A 17,935-nucleotide genomic window follows, 5' to 3' on the forward strand; every position below is an offset into this window, starting at 1 on the left:
CTCTCAACTGGCCTGCATCAGCAGGCTGGTTTCCAGTAGCACGATGGCAATCCCACCAGCTATCTCACTGCGAACTAAGCGGCGTCTCGCTTGTACGTCAGCCTCACGCTCCAGCAAGCGGCGACGCATCCAGATCCAGCCGTACCCGGTCGCCGCATACAGACACAGCCGCCACACCAGGAAATAGCCCGCCGTCGCCGACAGCCAGTGTTCCCAGCCGCCAACACTATCGAGCAGATGGATACCGATGACATTGGCCACAAGAGCCAGAATAATCATCCCGATAACCCACAGGACCGCTCGTGCCGTGCGACGACTGAAGATGCCGAGGAGGTTCATGGGGTTCTTCCCGACGTCGGCCGCTGCAGCTGGTTGAGCCGGTCAGGCACAGGATCACCCTCAAAAACACCACGAGAACCAGCCGCACGGGTGCTGTGCCGCTGGATGATGGACATAGGCGAATTGCTGGCCAGCTCACGACGCAGCTCAAGCTCCGTCTTCAGGTTGCGGATCTCGCGGTCGAGCGTATCGCTTTCCTGGTTCACAGCCTCCACTGCCATCTGGTTGGCAGCGACGTTGGGTTCCTTCTTCCCCGTCAACAAGGTGCGTTGGAGCAGCAAAGCTTTCTCCAGCACCGACGCCAGAGCAACCTCGGACGCCAGCCGCCGCGCCAACAGATCCTGATCAGGCTCATCCCGCAAGGCTTCGATGACGCCGCGTGTGATGGGCAGCGAGGCGCTGCCAGCCTCGCGCAAGTTATCGAAAGTCGTGTTACGCGTACCGACAACCAGTTCCTTCAGGACTTCCAGCCTGGCCTCATACTCCTCCTGAATCAGCGGTGTCAGACCGACCCCAGGTACCGTCTCGGTCCTGGTGCAGGCATCGCATGTACGTTGCGCCTGTTCGCCCAGTACACGGGTAGCCCAATCGGCTGCTGCCTGCGGAGAAGGCCAGGCCTGGCATGACAGACTGCCGCAACGCCTGGCATCGATGGCAGAGGTATCGCCCACACTACGACCGTTGACCAGATTATAACCGGCTCGGGTCACGTCACTTACCACCTTGATGGGTGTCTGCCCTGCTCCTCCTGCATTGGTACCGCCCACCCAGGGCACACCGTCGTTGCCCCGACGAGTTTCAGCTTGCTCAACGGCAGACACCGCATCGGTACTCCCAACCGCATCGCGAAGCGCTATACCTTCAGCCAGTTGGCTCCAGCCCAACTGACCACCAGCAGCCTCCGCCATCCGCTCGGCCATTGCCCGACAGGTTAATTTGGAACGATCAAAATCCAGTCGTGCCTGCAGTACACCGTTGGTAATCAGGTTATACAGTCCCGGATCAGCTCGCTGGATGATCAGCGCCGGCAGCGACGCGACCGCACTGGTGGCGCTCTGGATCACGGATGACATGATGTTATGAAATCCGTTCGTCAGGCCATTGAGCTGATTCTGGATAGTTGTCGACATCGACATATCGCCACATACCAGATTACTGTTCCAGCCGACGCCGACCCCAATGGATCGCATGCCAGCGGCGCCGCTCATCGAGACAGCGTTACCGCCGCCGATCGAGTACATGACTTCGTCGCCAATCACACTACCGCTGTTCTGGAAGCCACCACTTTGTGGCACGGCGGCGTTGCCGGTTAGAACCAGCATGCTGGAAAACACAGCGAACCTACACAGGCGATGTGCAGATCGTACAAAGGTGATATCGATGAAATGATTCATACGAGACCTCAGAAGTCGACGCTACCCAGAAACGTCTGCCCGCGACGCTGACAGCAGCTGTATGGACGCCACAGTGCCCAGGCGTAGTCGCCCTGTTGCGCCTGAGGCAGATCCCCCGCATGGGGAAATACAGTGCAGTTATTGGAAAGTTGCGGTGTCAGTTGCTGCCACTTTCCCGTGCCGGCGTCGCTCTCGATCAGCTCACCGGCTGGCCAGTAGCCGTCACGTGCATTAGCCAGCAATGGTTGATAGACATGCAGTTGGCCGCGTCGGGTGACAACATCTCCGGCTCGCTGGGCCGCCACGGCAGCAGCCTTGTAATCATCAACCTGATGCAGGAATCCGCCACGCGGGTACACATTGCCCCATAGATTCAATGTGCTACGCGAACCGATTTCACGCTGCCCTGGTATCAGGGCTTCGGGATACACAGCCTCAGGCACGTTATGCCGCCAAGCCAGGGTATCAAGCGTGCTGAGCAGGTACGGGGCGAACGCAGTACCGGCTCCGACGCAGCTATACCCGGACGCCGAAGCGAACTGGCCGAACACATAGCCACCCGGATGTCCTATGACATCAGCATTCTTGAACTTCGCCTGGTTATTCTCATGACTGACGTTCGTGGTCCCGTCTCCACCGGCTTGCGCTGTGGCATTGGGCTGGCTCATGGGCCGGGTTTCGATCCAGGGGCTTTCTCCAGTATTGCTGTAACTCGATACAACCGCGTCGGGAACGTAGTGGCGAACCTTGGTCGACGTGCGAACCTGGCACCCGTACATAGTGCAAAACAGCCAATAGCAGATACCCACGACTCGGTATTCAAGGCAGCTCGGCGACAAGGTTGAAGAAACCACGGTGGCTGTATTCAGAGCAAAAGTAGATGAGCCAGCACTCAACAAAGCAGTGGCTACCGCAAACCGCAGTCGACGAGAAATCATGGCTGCCCCATGCGATATAGCTCTACCCCTGCCAGCGCCTGATCAACATCAGACACGCCATACACCACATAACGCTGATCTACGATGACGGCGGGTACCGTAACAACCCCAAGACTCCAAGCATCGACTATGCCCTGATAAGCCGTCTGTATCTGTCGTTGCAGAGGCAGCCCACCCTGTTTTATTCGCTGGTGAATTACAACTGCTGCGACCTTCTTATCCAAAGGCAGATCCGCCGATAGCTCACCTTCAATGAGCTGCGGTGCATCCAGCGCTATCAGGCGATCATATTTGCCGGTAACAGGATGCTGCTGATCGGTGATCACCCAAACCTCAGTAGCCATTGCGACTATCGGAAGAAGAAAGCACGGGAGGAACGCCAAGCACTGTACCGGTGAAATGTGCAGTTTTATTTGAAAGCTCATATCGTCGACCGCCACGAGAAAGAATAGCGGGTAGTTGAGCCGATCATCATTCTTGGCGCATCAAAGAATGCGATTCAGGTGTAAACCGAATAGGTCTAGCTTGCATTCTCGCTAAGTTTGAATACCGTACCAACCAGAGCCATGATCTCAGTAAGATGATCCCGTGCTTGCTGGTCGTACCGGCCTAGACATCGTCGATGCCTTATCGGCTCTTGAATCCGCTGAGCCTAATGAGTAATCAAGTAAATGCTAATCACAAGATTAATGGAGGTTAAATGGCAAGTGAAGATACAAGCAAGGAAGGCGTAACCAGCCTGGCTGATAAGGGCCTCGGACTGCTGGAACGAGCATGGAGTGCTCATTGGGCTTTACGGCTTCTCTGTGTCATATTGTTCCTCGATATAGCAATGATGCTGCGTACGGGGCGAGGACTATGGGAGTGGTCCCCGGCTGATATGGCGCTATTTCAAGATGTGGGTTTTGTTGCAATCCTCGTTGCTGCCTTCAGCCTCACTGTCGCCATTGTGATTCCGGTCGTATTGGTGCTGTTGCGTTACGTGGGTGCGATCGCCATGTATGGACTCTCATGTATTTTCCCGTTCCTGGCATCTACTGATCAGCCCTATAATCGCAGCTTGGGGTACGTGCCGGCGCAAACATTGCGAAACCAAGCGTTACGTGAGGGGGATGACTTTCTGTTCCGCCTGTATCGGGAACATGAACAAGCTCGCGCTGCCGGACAGGCATCTCGGGAACAAACTGGTAAGCTGACAGCAGCAGCGACCCTGGTTGTGCTGCTCGATTGGGGTGTTGCTCAGTGGCTGCAAAACAAAGCTAGTCTGGTTCATTCAACATATGAAGTGCTAGGTAGCTGGGCATCCAGCATCACGCTTGCTCTCTTGATTTGCGTCGGATTCATCATTAAATGGGCTTGGTTCACCTCCGCCCCGCCAGATGTTATCTATCACCCCTCCATGGACTACGAACTACGTGAAGATGAACGCCAAAAAAGGCTTACCGGCCAAGTTGACCGGATTAGACCGTGATCTGTACCGAGGTACCGTCACGGTAAGCTGTTGCTGCGAGCTGGCATAAGGAGCTGCCAAAAAATAAAGCCCATTTCGCGTAGCGACCTGGGCTTTATTAGTGAGGATTGTGAAAACACACGCAAGACAAGCTTGTCGTAACAGGGTTACAGCAATCCCGCTTCCGCAAAAGAGAAAGGTTCACCCTCCCCCACCACGAAGTGATCAAGCAACCTCACATCAATCAAAACCAGCGTTTCCTTGATCCTACGCGTCAGTACCTTATCAGCTTCGCTCGGTTCGGAAACCCCGGAAGGATGATTGTGAGCAATGATGAGAGAGGCAGCTCGGTGCTCCAGCGCTTTGTGGACAATAACCCTGGGATAGACGGACGCGGAGTCAATCGTTCCCTGAAACAAGGGCTCAAATGCAATAACCCGGTGCTGGTTATCCAGAAAAACCGCGCTGAAGATCTCATGAGGCTCCGCTGCAAGCCGCATGCGTAAATACTCACGTACAGCGATAGAACTGGTAAGGGACTCCCCACGGTGGAACATTCTCTTTTCCAGAATATGCAAAGCCTGGTTTATGACCATATCCTCTGCAGATAGAACCGGACCGAAAGCAGCCGTGCACGGTGCCATTTTGGCAACCGGTAAGTGTTGGACAGTCATCTGAGTATCCTCGAAGTCTATATTGAGGGTGACTGCCATCCAGAGGGATGAGAAGCCCCCTGGGATGAAATGAAATGCGCCTGCAGCCGCTATTAGGCTGCTGCCCGTGAAACTGGCGCGAACGGGCGGGTTGAATCAATACGATCAAACAGTATCGCAGCCTTGAAGATTCTGGCTGCCTGGGATGGCGCCGACCAACGGGGCGGCAGGCATGGAGCTCCTATACTCCGGAGGTACCCTACCAGTCAAACCTGACCACGCCCGTTGTACGATCACCAAACCGGCATTGCGACTGACCGGATTGTCTACCCTCTCAATTTTCCACAAGCGTTTTATAGTGAAACGTTGTCGATGAATCACTCACTTTAACAGTGCACCATTTGCGTTAAGCAATCGTGATACAATTGCTCGCAGACCAAACCCATTTTGACGTTACATCAATGAGCCCAAGTAAAAAAATCATACTAGCAGCACTTGTATTTTCCGTGCTTCCCGCTTGCACGACCCAAAGATTCTCATCTGCCGATATTTACTCCGGACGCGAAGCCTTGGATCGGCAACTGAAAATTGAAGTTACTAACAAAAACCAAACCTCACGCGGATCAGCCGCATGGATTCAACCTGGATTCGTGCTTACAGCATCCCATCTTTTTTTGGGAGCATCGGAAAATTCAATAATACGTGTTAGCAAAAATGGCATGACGTGGGAAAATGCAGAGATTTTTGCGATAAATGATCCTGCATATACGGATCTTGCAATTATTAAGGTCGACCAAAACTCCCTCGCAAATCTTGCACCACCTAACAGTCCCGTAAAGTTATGTTCTTTTCCTATCCAGCCCGGGCAAGAGGTTCTAGTGGCGTCGGGGCTATCCGGCGTTGTTTCATCGTCCTTCGGATCTCCAGAGATGGTCAGAAATAGTAGAGGACAATCCTGGTCAAGACATCTAACTGGCTACTACGCACCCGGCACAAGTGGTGCCGCGACTTACGACGCAAAAAGTGGCTGTCTTGGCGGAGTGGTTAGCAAGCGTCGAAAATCCACCAACAATCATGACTTAGAAATATACTCAACTGAAATCGTCACACTACCGCAAATAATCGAATTTCTAGATAGCGTACGAGAGTCAAGCACCAATGACACTCCCTTCTAGGAAGGCCAAAGCTGGCAGCTGTGATGCATGGCCCGACGAAGCGCACCCCATCACTGCACCATCTGATTGATCTCCATGATCGGCAACAACACGGCCAGCACAATCATCATCACAACCCCACCCATGCCCAGGATCATCAAGGGTTCCAGCATAGAGGTCAGCCGCGTTGCACGGCGCTCCAGGTCTCTGGACAGGTTGGCGGCAGCGCGCTCCAGCATGGGAGCCAAGGCACCGGTCTTTTCGCCACTGGCCACCAGATGAATCAGGTTGGACGGAAAGACTTTCTGCACCTTGAGCGAGGAAGCCAATGCAGCGCCCTCCTTCACTCTGGCCGTGGTATCAGAGACGCATTGCTGCAGGTAGTTATTGCCCATGGTTTGGCGGGCAGCCTCCAGCGAGCGCAGCAGTGGCACGCCGGCATCCATGAGAATGGCCAACGTCGAGGCAAACCGGGCAGTGTCCACACCTTGCACATATTTACCGATGGTAGGAATGCGCAGTTGCAGAGAGTGCCAACGCAGGCGCCGGGTGTCATCGCGCAATGACCAACGCCAGAGGCCGAAGGCTATCCCCATCAGCAGTCCCGCCTGCAAGCCCCAATCCCGGACAAAATCGCTGGCGGTTATCATCATCTGAGTCAGGGTCGGGAGATCTTGGCGGGCCTGGGAAAAGGCCCCTACCACCTGCGGAACAACATAACCCAGCATGAAGATGACAATACAGACGGAAACAAACGCAACGACACCCGGATAGATAAAAGCAGTCATCATCTTGCTGCGCAGGTTATCGCGCCCTTCAAGATAATCGGCCAGGCTCTCCATGACCCGTGCCAGGTCACCCGAGTCCTCGCCAGCACTGACCAGAGCGCGGTAGATGGGTGGAAAATCTCTGGGCCGTTCACCGAGCGCATCGGCAAGCCGCATGCCTTCTCGGACATGGTTACAAACGACACTCAGAGCATCGGCAACCACCTTGCGTTCCGCCTGCTCGATAGTGGCAAGCAATGCCGACTCCAGCGGTAACCGAGCGCCGAGCAGGCTGGCCAGCTCGCGAGTCGCCCAGCACAGGTCGGCTGCGGCTATTTTCGGGCCAAAGCGTGACAGGCTACTGGCCGAAGCGGTTTCCTGGATATCGAGGGGCGTCAGCCCGCGTTCACGCAGTTGGGCACGGGCTGTACGGGGTGATTCAGCATCAATGCTGCCCGACTGGATCTGGCCGACTGTATCGGCGGCTTCAAACTGAAAGCGAGCCATGACTCCCCTACCCCTCGTCGCGGGTTACCCGCAGAATCTCTTCTGTTGTCGTGATCCCTGCTTTGACCCAGCGCTGACCATCTTCCCGCATCGAACACATGCCACGCTGACGTGCAGCTTCACGCAGGGCCTGCTCGTCGCCTCCTGTATGGATAATGCGCCGCACATCATCATCAATCACGAACAGCTCATGAATACCGGTACGTCCTTTGTAGCCAGACTGGTTGCAATGACCGCAACCAACCGGTTCGTACACTGTGCTGCCGTCAGGCTGTGTTTCGGCGCGCTTGCATTCAGGGCACAGGCACCTGATCAGTCGCTGAGCCAGCACCCCAAGTAATGACGAAGACAGCAGAAAAGGCTCCACGCCCATGTCGGTCAACCGGGTAACGGCAGAGATGGCATCGTTGGTATGCAATGAGGCGAGTACACCGTGGCCGGTAAGTGAGGATTGAACGGCAATCTGCGCGGTTTCCAGGTCGCGAATCTCACCGATCATGATGTTGTCCGGATCCTGGCGCAGAGCCGCCCGCAAGGCAGCACCGAAGGTCATACCAATTTTGCTGTGTACCGGAATCTGATTGATACCTGATAGGTCATATTCGACCGGGTCTTCAACCGTGAGAATATTGCTGGTGCTGCGATCCAACTGGCCAATGGCGGCATACAGCGTCGTGGTTTTACCGCTGCCTGTCGGACCAGTAACCAGCACAATGCCGTGGGGCTGGCGAATCAACCGAGTCAGGTTCTCAAGCGTATCCGGGGCCAGGCCAAGCTTCTCCAGTTGCAAACGCCCTGCATCCTTCTCCAACAGCCGCAGTACGGCGCGCTCGCCATGCACCGTGGGCACGGTAGATACCCGAACGTCGATTGGACGTCCGCCAACACGTAGGGTAATGCGACCGTCCTGGGGAATACGCTTTTCGGCAATGTCCAGTTCCGACATGATCTTGATCCGCGAAATCAGCGCAGCGTGCAGCGCCTTACGTGGCGAAACCACATCGCGCAGCGTGCCATCAACGCGATAGCGCACCACTGATTCGGTCTCGAAGACTTCAAAATGAACATCACTGGCCCCTTCCCTCGCCGCCTGGGTCAGCAGCGCGTTGATCATACGAATGACCGGGGCATCATCCTTGGCATCCAGCAAGTCCGTGACGGCGGGAATATCCTGCATCAAACGTTCAAGATCGACTTCTGATTCGGCAGCTCCCACCAGCGCAGCGGCATCACTGCCTTCTGCGTAGGTGGCGGCAAGCAAAGCATCCAGCTCCTCGTCCGCAACGTCACGAAGCTGATGGATACCCGTACGGCGTTGAGCTTCAGCAATAGCCCAGCCGGGAGTTTGCACACACATTGCCAGGCTGAGTACGGCTTCACCGTCTGAACCTGCATCGCTGCAAGCGACGATCCGCTGGGCGCGAGCCCAGCCATGGGGTAACAGGCTGCTCATTCTGCTCATGGCGTTATCACTATTTCCGGGTGATAACCCATTGTGCGCAATTCACCGGTGGCGGCATCCAGGCGCGCAGCATCACGGGGCAGGTCAACGCGTACCGCAAAGCTGCTGCCGCTCGCGTTGCGCACAATATAAGCTGGCAGCGCACTACTGCGTGCACGACGGGTAATGTCTACCGCCTCCCGTTCACTGCTAACGTCAGCTATCTGCAAAACGGTTGTATTGGTGTCAGGGGTGGCATGCAGAGCAGTCAGGTCAGTCGTAATGTTGCTTATCTGTCCCGGTTGCTGCCGTACTTCACGTTGAGTTTGGGTAGCCGGAGCCTCCTGTTCACGGGTGGCCGGCCATTGCTCAGGACGCAGATCCACTTGCGGTTGGGCACCGGCTACAGGCATACCGGCTGGCGGCAGAATGGGTGCGCTGATATCAGGTAGCAATGGGTGCTTCTCAGGCTGCGAACGGCTCTGCTGCCTGCGCATGAAGTCATAGCGATCCAGCGTCAAGCCCCGACTGGCCTCAGCGTCACGAATGACATAGGGCCGTAGAAAGACCATCAGGTTGGTTTTCACCCGGTCACGGCTTTCATAGCGAAACAGATGACCAAGCCCGGGCAGCGAACCAAGCACTGGCACCGAGTTACTGGTCGTGGAAACGGTGTCTTCAAGCAGCCCGCCAAGTACCATGATCTGACCATCATCCAGCAGCACACTGGTATCCAGCGCCCGCTTATTGGTGACGATACCGCCGATGTTCGAGCTGGTCATGTCCAGGCTCGAGACCTCTTGGTAGATGTCCAGCTTGACCGTACCTCCTTCGGAAATCTGCGGGCGAATATTGAGTTGGAGCCCCACATCTTCACGTTCTACCGTCTGGAACGGGTTATCACTACTACTGCCGCTGGTAACGTAGCTGCCGCTGACGAAGGGAACCGTTTTACCCACCATGATGCTGGCTTCCTCGTTATCCAGCGTCAGGATGTTTGGGGTAGACAGGATGTTGGCGCCGCCCGAGGTTTGCAGGGCGCGGGCGAGCACCTCCAGGTTGAGTATCTCGCCAACCCCCGGCAGATTAATGGTGCCGTCGACAATTCCGAGATTGAGTCCGGAAGGCAGCAAGTCCAGGGTGTTGCTGGCGCTCATATTGAGCCCCGGCCCGCCCAGATTGGTGCCACCGATGAATCGGCCATTGTTTTTCATCCACTGAATACCCAGTTCAGCGGCATTGGTCTCGTTCACTTCAACGATCAGGCTCTCGACCAGCACCTGGGCACGGCGCTGATCAAGCAGATCAATCACCCGGCGCAAGCTGCGGTACATGGGTTCAGGGGCGGAAATGATCAGGGTGTTGGTAGTCGCATCTGCCTGCACGGTCACCCCGTTGGCCGAAAAAGCCATCCCGTTATCCATGCTCCCCGGAATACCCTGTTGCGCACCGCTGGCGTTGGCGCCAAAACGCTGGCTGTTGGCTCCACCACCGATGCTACCGGCCTGCGCGGTGGTGCCGCTGGAACTACTCGCACCACCGAGCATGCCACCTCCACCGAGCGTTGAACGTGCACTATCGACGCCACTGCCAAAGGCGCTCTGCCCCCCAGTATCACCGGTAAGCAAACCGCGCAGCACCTCGGACAGATAGGTAGCCTGAGCGTTGCGCAGGTACACCACATGTAGGTTGCCAGGATCTTCCTGCGCGTTGTCGAGCTTGATGATGAGGTCACGGGCCAGGGCGGTGCGCGCCGGGCTGCTGGAGCGAATAATCACGCTGTTGGAGCGTGGGTCAGCCAACACATTGATATTACTCGTCTTGTTATCGTCACTTTGCAGCAGCTCAGCAGCCAGCCCGGCAATATCAACAGCGACACCGTTGAGGACTTTCACCACATCGGTGTCAATTGACGACGGCGTATCAATACTGTCGATAACCTGAGCGATACGTTCCAGATTCTCGACATAATCGGTAACCACCAACGTATTGTTGGCAGCGTAAGCCTGGATGCTATTCTCCGCCGCGATCATTGGCTTGAGCACATCGACCAATGACTCGGCATTTTCATAGTCGAGTTGAAACGTGCGCGTCGCTATCCCGCCGCCGGGTTGCTCGGCATTGACTGATCCGCCTTGGGTCCTGGCATCCGCTACCGGGACCACTCGGCTGACATCACCGACATCAACAATGGTAAAGCCACGCATCCGCAATGTAGAAACCAGCATATCGTATGCCGTACCGGCCGGTATCTCGCCCTCGGATACCAGCGTGATATTGCCTTTCACCCGCGGATCGATAAGAAAGTTACGGCCCAAAAACCGGGACAGCCCAGTAATAACCGACTGGATATCCGCATCGACAAAGTTCAACACGGCCTGGTCTTCGATATCCGTGGATGATCCACCGCTCGACGACCTTCCAGAGCGGGGTGTGCTTTGCCCCAGCGGACGGGTCACGTGTTGTGAAATGCGGTCGGGCCGTGACGCTACGGTTGCGGCGGCAGAGTGATGTGTCTGAGATTGGTCAGCGTCTTCAAATCGGCTACTGGGCACATAGACACCATCGCGATACAGCGGCGGCTCCCCATCAATCGTCGCGCACCCTGCTATCGTCAGAGTCAGACAGCAAACCAATGTGTGGCGTCGAACAGCTACTGCTAACCTGCTTCGCATCATAACCCGCTCCCTGCCTGTTCCATTGCCATGATCACCTGAGCCCGAACCTGACCGGATAAGCCATGTGATTCATCTTGATCCGACCGCTGCATACTGAGCTGTTGCACAGTCATCACCGGGGATGCCGAGATAGTGAACAGCCAAGCCATCAGTTGTGTTGCATCAACTGGCTGTTGAAAATCGACCTGCACCTTATCCTCACGCTGGTTGATAAGATAAATACCGGTAAAACCGGCATGATCGAGACTGGCCTGCAACTGCTGGCTTGGCGTTTGCGAAGCCGAATCGGCAATAACCGGAGACCCGACATCAGCCAGCACCAGCTGCAAGGTATTGGCCTGGGTGCGCAGGCGTGGCAGTTCGTCCTCCCAATGCGCCAAGGTATCCAGAGCAGGTTTCACCAGCGTCAGCCAGATGACCGCCGCACCCACCACAACCAGCATGATCAGAATCTGCTTGCGCTCCTTGGCTGACAGCGCCTGCCAACGACCTTTGGCATTGGCGATAGCGGGTTGTAACGCTGTCAGGGGAATTTTCATTGCAAGGCTACCGAGGGTGCTGGCGGGACTGGTGAAATACCCTCCGGCGAAGCGACTGGATTGGTTTGGCTGGTATCCACCTGCAAGCGAATACCCGCCTCACTCGGCTGCACATTGAGACCACGCTCGTAGGCCTGTGTCTGTAATGCCTGCAGCTCCTCCGGCCTCAGTGCAGCCCCTTCGCGCCACTGGATATCCATCTGGCCATTGCGATACTGAACACGTTGTACCTGGCCATCGGCGTCAGTGAGCAGGCTCACCGTGGCCCGCGCCAGGGCAGGAAACGCCGGTTCATTCACCACACCGTCCCCACTTTGCCGGGCATCGCGCATTTGCCGCGCCTGCTGCAGTGGGTTGATGACCATACTGACTTCCGGGAAAGCCGCTTTCACCTGCGCAGCCATATTGCGAGAAATATCCCGCCCTTCAGATGCCACCTGCTCCGCATACACATTCAGCCCCAGCAGCCATACCGCGGTCGCGGCTGTGGCCCAGGCCAGCGCGGGTCGAAGCCAGTGGCGCGGCTGACCACTCGTAGCGGTCTTTTTGCCCGTAGTCAGCGCCCACGGCCAGTCAGCGCCCGTCCAGGGTATAACCCCCTCACCCGCCAGCCATTGCAATGCTGGTGGCTCTTCGAAGAGCTGTTGTAAACGTGCTTCAGCATCAACTGGAGCATGTTGCCCCGGGGGCAACGGGTGCATGATTCCCCGGTCAGCACAGGTACGCGCCACAACCCAGCCATCAAGCAAGGCAGCACTGGCGACGGGAAGAAACGCCGGAGCTGGCAACAGTGCCTGTACCGGCAAACCATGCTGTTGCAGGGTTTGCACGGCTGTCTGCAGCGTGCTGTTGGCAGTCCAGCAGACCGGCACCTTGCCGTCCTCACCACGCCGACCGAAACCGACAGCGAGGCTTTCCGGAGCATCCAACGCCAGCAGCTCCAGTGCCCCCAATACCGCGCTCCGTTGGCGCTTGGCCGGTAACGGCGGCAAAACAAGCTCAGCCATGGAAAGGTCACCTGGGTGCAGGCAGACTTCTACCCGTCTGGGCTTGTAGTCATTTTTTATTGCCGCAAGGTTTGCGTACACCGCACTGTGCCAGCCGCCAGCGGATGCATACCCGACACAAGCAATCTGATCCCAGGGAGCATCATGCAAGGGCGGCAGCAATAGACGCAGAAGATCAACCTGTTGGGGCATGCTCATACGCCCTCCCGCAGCCAAACGACTTGAGGCAACGACTCTTTGCTGTCATGCACCAGAGCCTGCATGACCAACGTGGTACGCGGTGTTTTCAACGCACTGGAAAGACGAAACCATTGGCTGGTGATACCGATCAGCACCCTGCTTTCATCAAGGTCAGGTATCTGCAACCGGTTGGCGAAGTCACCGCGATTGATGAACCATTGGCCGCTGTCGCGGGCTTGCAGCAGTGCCCGGGCACGATCAAGGGATAAACCGGGAACCCAGGCGGCCAGTACCTCGGCTTTGGCAGTATTGGAGTTGATCCAGGTGCGTTGCGGCAAAATAGTGGTATAGGGTCGCAATAGCGTCACGGTATCGGCATTGATACCAGGAACACCCAGCAGATCCTCCACCACCCTCAGTCGCGGCCCCTGATCAGTGACGGGCAGGCTGGCCAAGCCGATGTGTTGAGCGGCTCGGACAGCCTCTTCACGCTCCTGCAGTTGCCCGCTGTCCGAAGGAGACCGACGATCAGCCTCAACCAGACTCAGCACCACACGACGGGCGACGAGGCTGGCTTGATCTGAAGGTATTCCCAGCAGTGTGCATAAACGCTGAAAGGCAGCGCTTTCCACCGGATCGACCTGGCCATTATCAACCAGATTGCGCAGGTTGAACTTGCCCTGCTCATCCGTCAGCTCACTGAATAGATAGGTGCCTTCCATCCCACTGATGATCTGACCATTCACGGGCTGATTCCACAGTCCATCGAGCCGGGTTGCTGGCTCACGCTGGGCCTCCGCCTGCAACAGCAACTGTGCTCGACTGACCTCTCCGCGCAGCAACCAGCTGGCCTGAGCCCGGGTCTGCTCAGTTTGAGCACTGCGAATGGCAAGGGTCTGTCGACCAAGCAAGGTTGAAGCAAGCACAGCAATCACCGCCACCACCAGCAGCACGCTGATCACCGCCATACCCCGTTCCTGCCGTATGCAGTCGTTATAGGTCGGCATCATGATCAGCTCTACAACTGCCAGGAGCCAATATCAGCATTGGCTTTCTCACCACCCGGCTCGCCATCGGCACCCAGTGAGAACACATCGACCTCGCCGTAGGTGCCCGGATTCAAATACTGATATGGATTGCCCCAGGGATCATTGGGCAGTTTTTCCAGGTAGTTGCGCCAATTTGTCGGCTCCTTGCCTGAAGAAGGCTTCTCTACCAGAGCCTGCAAGCCTTGCTGAGCGGTAGGGTAGGAACCATTATCGAGGCGGTAGAGCTTCAGCGCCTGCATGATGGAACCTACATCGTTACTTGCGGCCGTGGCGCGAGCCTGGTCGGGACGATCCATCAGATTAGGAACCACCAGCGCAGCGAGCACGCCCATGATGACCAATACCACCATAATCTCAATCAGGGTGAAGCCGACCTGGCGCTGCAAACAAGAGGATATGTTGCTCTGTATACGTACCGTCATTCCGCTCTCCCAGATTTGCCATCTTGGTCATCTGATAATGACAAGTCAGCATGTCAGTTTGATTTCCCGAACACAGCACTTACCTGATCACAGCAAATACCCTTAACTTCGAACAAGAACGTGACTTATTAAAGATGATAGGCGCCCCTGCGGATACTGATCGCAGATAAGTTGAATATCTTATTGCCTGAACTGAAGTCACAACGTGATCAGGTAAACGTATCAACCCCCTCCCCTGCGAATACGTGTCTTGCGAAACCCGCCATGAGTCGAAAAACTACCCGTGTCACCGTTTAGCCAATAGCGAGTTGCTCGGTAACACGCGCTGAGTTTGTTCACATGGTAGGAACGAGTTTTTTGATAAGCCCACCACCAACCGCGTTTTACACTGACACGGCTCATAGTTTCGCCTCACTTTCGCTTGAGTACGCGTGTAATACGCTCGGCAATCATCCTGGCATCCGGATCATTTGCAGATCGCTTGCTGCGCCCTACCCACACCTCCAATGCCAACTTGTTATCCAGCAATATCGGTAGCCGCCTGACTCCGGCGTCCAGGTAGACTGCTTTGTCAGGCAATAAGCCTACGCCGTTGGCCCAACGTATCATTCGCCATTGCGCATCAGGCGTGTCGACATGAATGGTCCCATGCTGGCGCTGTATGACGCAGTCATTCCATTGCGCAAAGCTCGGAAACCGCTCATATCCCTGGTACTGAACGACCATATAATCATCCAGGTCCGCCAGGCTTACCGGCATCATGCGCCCCCGGATGCGGCGCTCAGTGATGTAGGGCGAAAAGCCAAGAGTCGATAAACTCCGAGAAGCAGTCAGTTGACTGCGCAATTCATTGCTTGCGTACGGATCCTGCAACCAGACCACCAGGTCAGCGCTCTGCTGCAGCTCTGGCGCGTCATTCACCAGCGATACCTTCAGCCCTGCGTTTTCGCGGATAACTGAAATCAGTTCTCGAAACAAAAATCCTTCGAGCACCATCGTCGGAATAGACAAGGTCAGCTCATTGTGGACACCGTAGATACTCGACGCGGAAACACCCTCGTGCTGTTCGTTATGCTGATAAAGCTGATATAGCTGATTACCCGCATCGGTAAGAATTACCCGGCTACCGTCCCAGTTAAAAAGTGATATCCCCAGCTGCTTTTCAAGCAAGCGTATTTCCGTACGTAGCCTGTGCAGGCTGATACCAAGGCTCTGCGCAGCCAAGGTGAAGCCTCCCCGATGCACAACAGCTAGAAAGCACCGCTTAGCCCGATGATCAAGTAAATGACCTTCAAGCTGTTCGAGCAGCACCGAAGTATTGCGAGCGGGTGATAGTTCGTAGTGAGATCCCCCGTCGCCAGCCCTATATCCTCTCCCATGATCCTCGAACATCACATCACCTTCGGCAACAGCTGCAAACTCACCAGCAGCGGCATGGGCATGCCTTCAGGTGGCATCACAGGAATAGGTTTTGTCATCAATATCTGTTTAATATCGCTGTCTGCCTGCGCGTTGTTCAACGCAGGTTCAACCCGCAACCTCACGACGTTTCCCTTATCGTCCAACCAGACACTCAACAACAGCGGTTCCGAGTCCTGGCCCAGGAGCAAATCCTTGTCCTGCAGGAATTCATGAAACCGAGCACCGGCTTCCGTATCTTCATCCAGATAATCCTGCAGAATGGTTCCGGCGAAGCGAGCGTAGGCATCCCACTGTCTCGACATCTCCTCTGCGGTATGACCATCAGCCGACTGAGCGGGAGTACCTGCAGCCGCTGCGCCCATCAGCCCCAGAAGCTGCAGAATGCGCTTCCATTGAGGCTGCCGCTTTTGAGTGTTCATCTCCTCCTTCAAGACATCTACTCCAGTGGTTGCTCAAGCAGCTCAGTAATCTGAGCACCATCGATGCTCAGAGCAGAGGACGTCAGCAACCCTTCCATATAAGCCTGAGCTGTCTGGGTCTGGCGTTGTTGTCGAAGTGCCTGGCGCAGATTCTCATCCACCTCATCCAGACTCGCGTAACGAGCCTCTTGCACCTCTTCCAGCTTGAGAATGTGCAAGCCTGTCGCCGTCTGCACTGGATCAGATACATCACCGACCTTCATGCCGCTGACCACTGGCCGCACTTCTGGCAATAATTGCGGCAGCGGTTGCAAGCCGATATCGCCGCCCAAAGCAGCGGAACGCGCATCATTGGAATGCTCTCTCGCCAGTACCGAGAAATCGGCATTTTTGGTTTTGGCCTGCTTGACCAGTTCAGTGGCCCGCGTACGGGCCGCTTCAACCGCAGATTCATCATTAGCGGGTGCGGCCAGGTAGATCTGCCGCAACCGATAGCGAGCCGGAATTACCAGTTGATCCTTGCTTTGCTCATAGGCCGCCGTCATATCCACCTCGGACGGAAAGTCCTCAGGCGGCTGGCTGACTGAATTCATATAACTGCGCAGCACTATTTCACGGGTCGCCTGCTCAATAGCACGTGCAACCTCCGGCCGTTGCTGCCATTCCTGTGCTGTCGCCTCAGCAAACAGGGCTCTTTCGGCCAACTGGCTGCGCAACCATTGTTCCAAGGGAGCCCGATTGCTCCGCAACGCATCGCGCACCTCTGTTGGCATGCTTGCCAACCAGTTGCCCACCGTATCCGCATCAATACTGACGCTACCCAGCGTCGCAACCAAGCGGGCATTGCCCATCGATTCCGCAGCAGCGCCCTGCACTGTCTCAACATCCTGCGAAACAGCATCAGCCGACGATGAAAACCCGCCACTCAGATAAGCCGCAGTCAGCCCGCCCACACCAATCAGTGCAAAGATAACGTTACGCTTTTTCACAGTTCTCACCTCTGCCACCACAACAAGAAAGGGAGTTGCACTGCTGAGGTCAAGCTTGCTGTTCCAGCGGCGCGTCATCTTCAAGCTGATCTGCTGCGGTGGGTTCTGGCTCAGCCGTAGACAGCTCCGGCGCGGATACCTGGCTGTTTTTGAGTGCAAAATTGCGCAAGAACAGTACATAGTCCTGCACCAGACGGTCCCACAGTTCCATGTTGGCCTGCAGATAACGCTCACTGACGCCCCCGGCTACTACAACATCCATCTCCAGCACCAAAAAATCATTTACGGGTGACAGGCGAGCAAAGCGTTTCTGGCTGTTCCACTCATAAACCAGGGCGGCTGGCAGCTCACCTTGCACCCGCAAGGCACAGCTCAAAACAAAGTCCAGCACCTGTCCTTCTTCGCCAGCCGGATTACCCAAGCGTAGAGTAAAGCCGATTCCCTGAGTCCCACTCAGCAGCTGAATGGCACCATTGTGCTCAGCATCGGTAGAGCGATAGCCAGACTTTTGCAGCATTTCGCGCAGCTGATTGATATCCATGCTTTTGATAATTACTGACTCATTGCTCATTGCATCACTCCCTCTA

At 55.9% G+C, this 17,935-nt stretch carries 17 protein-coding genes and 1 pseudogene; 2 read left to right on the forward strand and 16 right to left on the reverse strand.

Going from position 1 to position 17,935, the window contains the following annotated elements:
- Positions 1 to 3: 3 nt before the first annotated feature.
- The 4 genes from CNQ84_RS13590 to CNQ84_RS13605 all read right to left on the reverse strand — a co-directional run bounded on the left by CNQ84_RS13590 (position 4) and on the right by CNQ84_RS13605 (position 2,997).
- Positions 4 to 339 carry a hypothetical protein gene (locus tag CNQ84_RS13590; protein ID WP_096005398.1) on the reverse strand — a complete coding sequence of 112 codons (336 nt, stop codon included), beginning with the start codon at positions 337 to 339 and terminating at the stop codon, positions 4 to 6.
- Positions 336 to 1,661, reverse strand: a complete 1,326-nt coding sequence (locus CNQ84_RS13595; RefSeq protein ID WP_096005472.1) for an integrating conjugative element protein — start codon at positions 1,659 to 1,661, stop codon at positions 336 to 338. Before CNQ84_RS13595 ends, CNQ84_RS13590 begins: the two co-directional genes overlap by 4 nt.
- An 80-nt stretch (positions 1,662 to 1,741) precedes the next feature.
- On the reverse strand, positions 1,742 to 2,671 hold the full coding sequence (locus CNQ84_RS13600) for a TIGR03756 family integrating conjugative element protein (RefSeq protein WP_096005399.1): 930 nt from the start codon (positions 2,669 to 2,671) through the stop codon (positions 1,742 to 1,744).
- Positions 2,668 to 2,997 carry a TIGR03757 family integrating conjugative element protein gene (locus CNQ84_RS13605; RefSeq protein WP_245841401.1) on the reverse strand — a complete coding sequence of 110 codons (330 nt, stop codon included), beginning with the start codon at positions 2,995 to 2,997 and terminating at the stop codon, positions 2,668 to 2,670. The genes CNQ84_RS13600 and CNQ84_RS13605 overlap by 4 nt, the downstream gene beginning before the upstream one ends.
- A 374-nt stretch (positions 2,998 to 3,371) precedes the next feature.
- Between CNQ84_RS13605 and CNQ84_RS13610 the strand changes: the two genes are divergently transcribed.
- The gene (locus CNQ84_RS13610; RefSeq protein WP_096005400.1) at positions 3,372 to 4,142 is read left to right on the forward strand and encodes a hypothetical protein; all 771 of its coding nucleotides are present in this window, start codon (positions 3,372 to 3,374) and stop codon (positions 4,140 to 4,142) included.
- Between the two features lie 146 nt (positions 4,143 to 4,288).
- On the opposite strand, the gene radC is transcribed toward CNQ84_RS13610, so the two are convergent.
- Complete coding sequence (radC, locus tag CNQ84_RS13615) at positions 4,289 to 4,765, reverse strand: RadC family protein (protein WP_096005474.1); 477 nt, start codon at positions 4,763 to 4,765, stop codon at positions 4,289 to 4,291.
- A 470-nt stretch (positions 4,766 to 5,235) separates the two neighbouring features.
- Here radC and CNQ84_RS21130 point away from each other — a divergent pair, with 470 nt between their 5' ends.
- Positions 5,236 to 5,949: a trypsin-like peptidase domain-containing protein gene (locus CNQ84_RS21130; protein ID WP_425439971.1), complete on the forward strand. Its 714-nt coding sequence runs from the start codon at positions 5,236 to 5,238 to the stop codon at positions 5,947 to 5,949.
- A gap of 50 nt (positions 5,950 to 5,999) precedes the next feature.
- On the opposite strand, the gene gspF is transcribed toward CNQ84_RS21130, so the two are convergent.
- The 11 genes and pseudogenes from gspF to CNQ84_RS13675 all read right to left on the reverse strand — a co-directional run bounded on the left by gspF (position 6,000) and on the right by CNQ84_RS13675 (position 17,919).
- A complete protein-coding gene (gene gspF / locus CNQ84_RS13620; RefSeq protein WP_096005401.1) occupies positions 6,000 to 7,202 on the reverse strand; it encodes a type II secretion system inner membrane protein GspF in 1,203 nt (400 codons plus the stop codon).
- 7 nt (positions 7,203 to 7,209) lie between these two features.
- Positions 7,210 to 8,655, reverse strand: a complete 1,446-nt coding sequence (gspE, locus tag CNQ84_RS13625; protein ID WP_096005402.1) for a type II secretion system ATPase GspE — start codon at positions 8,653 to 8,655, stop codon at positions 7,210 to 7,212.
- Between the two features lie 347 nt (positions 8,656 to 9,002).
- A pseudogene (gene gspD, locus CNQ84_RS13630) lies at positions 9,003 to 11,321 on the reverse strand (type II secretion system secretin GspD); the annotation flags it as partial.
- Positions 11,318 to 11,860: a type II secretion system protein GspM gene (gspM, locus tag CNQ84_RS13635; protein ID WP_096005403.1), complete on the reverse strand. Its 543-nt coding sequence runs from the start codon at positions 11,858 to 11,860 to the stop codon at positions 11,318 to 11,320. The gene gspM and the pseudogene gspD, both read right to left, overlap by 4 nt.
- A complete protein-coding gene (gene gspL / locus CNQ84_RS13640; RefSeq protein ID WP_096005404.1) occupies positions 11,857 to 13,065 on the reverse strand; it encodes a type II secretion system protein GspL in 1,209 nt (402 codons plus the stop codon). The genes gspM and gspL overlap by 4 nt, the downstream gene beginning before the upstream one ends.
- Positions 13,062 to 14,057 carry a type II secretion system minor pseudopilin GspK gene (gspK, locus tag CNQ84_RS13645; protein ID WP_096005405.1) on the reverse strand — a complete coding sequence of 332 codons (996 nt, stop codon included), beginning with the start codon at positions 14,055 to 14,057 and terminating at the stop codon, positions 13,062 to 13,064. The genes gspL and gspK overlap by 4 nt, the downstream gene beginning before the upstream one ends.
- 8 nt (positions 14,058 to 14,065) lie before the next feature.
- Complete coding sequence (gene gspG / locus CNQ84_RS13650; RefSeq protein ID WP_096005406.1) at positions 14,066 to 14,518, reverse strand: type II secretion system major pseudopilin GspG; 453 nt, start codon at positions 14,516 to 14,518, stop codon at positions 14,066 to 14,068.
- 411 nt (positions 14,519 to 14,929) lie between these two features.
- Positions 14,930 to 15,910 (reverse strand): LysR family transcriptional regulator, encoded by a 981-nt coding sequence (locus tag CNQ84_RS13660; RefSeq protein WP_096005408.1) that lies wholly within the window; start codon positions 15,908 to 15,910, stop codon positions 14,930 to 14,932.
- Positions 15,910 to 16,371: a hypothetical protein gene (locus CNQ84_RS13665; protein WP_096005409.1), complete on the reverse strand. Its 462-nt coding sequence runs from the start codon at positions 16,369 to 16,371 to the stop codon at positions 15,910 to 15,912. Before CNQ84_RS13665 ends, CNQ84_RS13660 begins: the two co-directional genes overlap by 1 nt.
- A 5-nt stretch (positions 16,372 to 16,376) precedes the next feature.
- The gene (locus CNQ84_RS13670) at positions 16,377 to 17,426 is read right to left on the reverse strand and encodes a peptidylprolyl isomerase (RefSeq protein ID WP_245841407.1); all 1,050 of its coding nucleotides are present in this window, start codon (positions 17,424 to 17,426) and stop codon (positions 16,377 to 16,379) included.
- Positions 17,398 to 17,919, reverse strand: a complete 522-nt coding sequence (locus CNQ84_RS13675; RefSeq protein ID WP_051610876.1) for a YbjN domain-containing protein — start codon at positions 17,917 to 17,919, stop codon at positions 17,398 to 17,400. The genes CNQ84_RS13670 and CNQ84_RS13675 overlap by 29 nt, the downstream gene beginning before the upstream one ends.
- Positions 17,920 to 17,935: the final 16 nt, after the last annotated feature.

This window comes from Pseudomonas abyssi (assembly GCF_002307495.1).
Classification (GTDB): Bacteria; Pseudomonadota; Gammaproteobacteria; order Pseudomonadales; family Pseudomonadaceae; genus Halopseudomonas; species Halopseudomonas abyssi.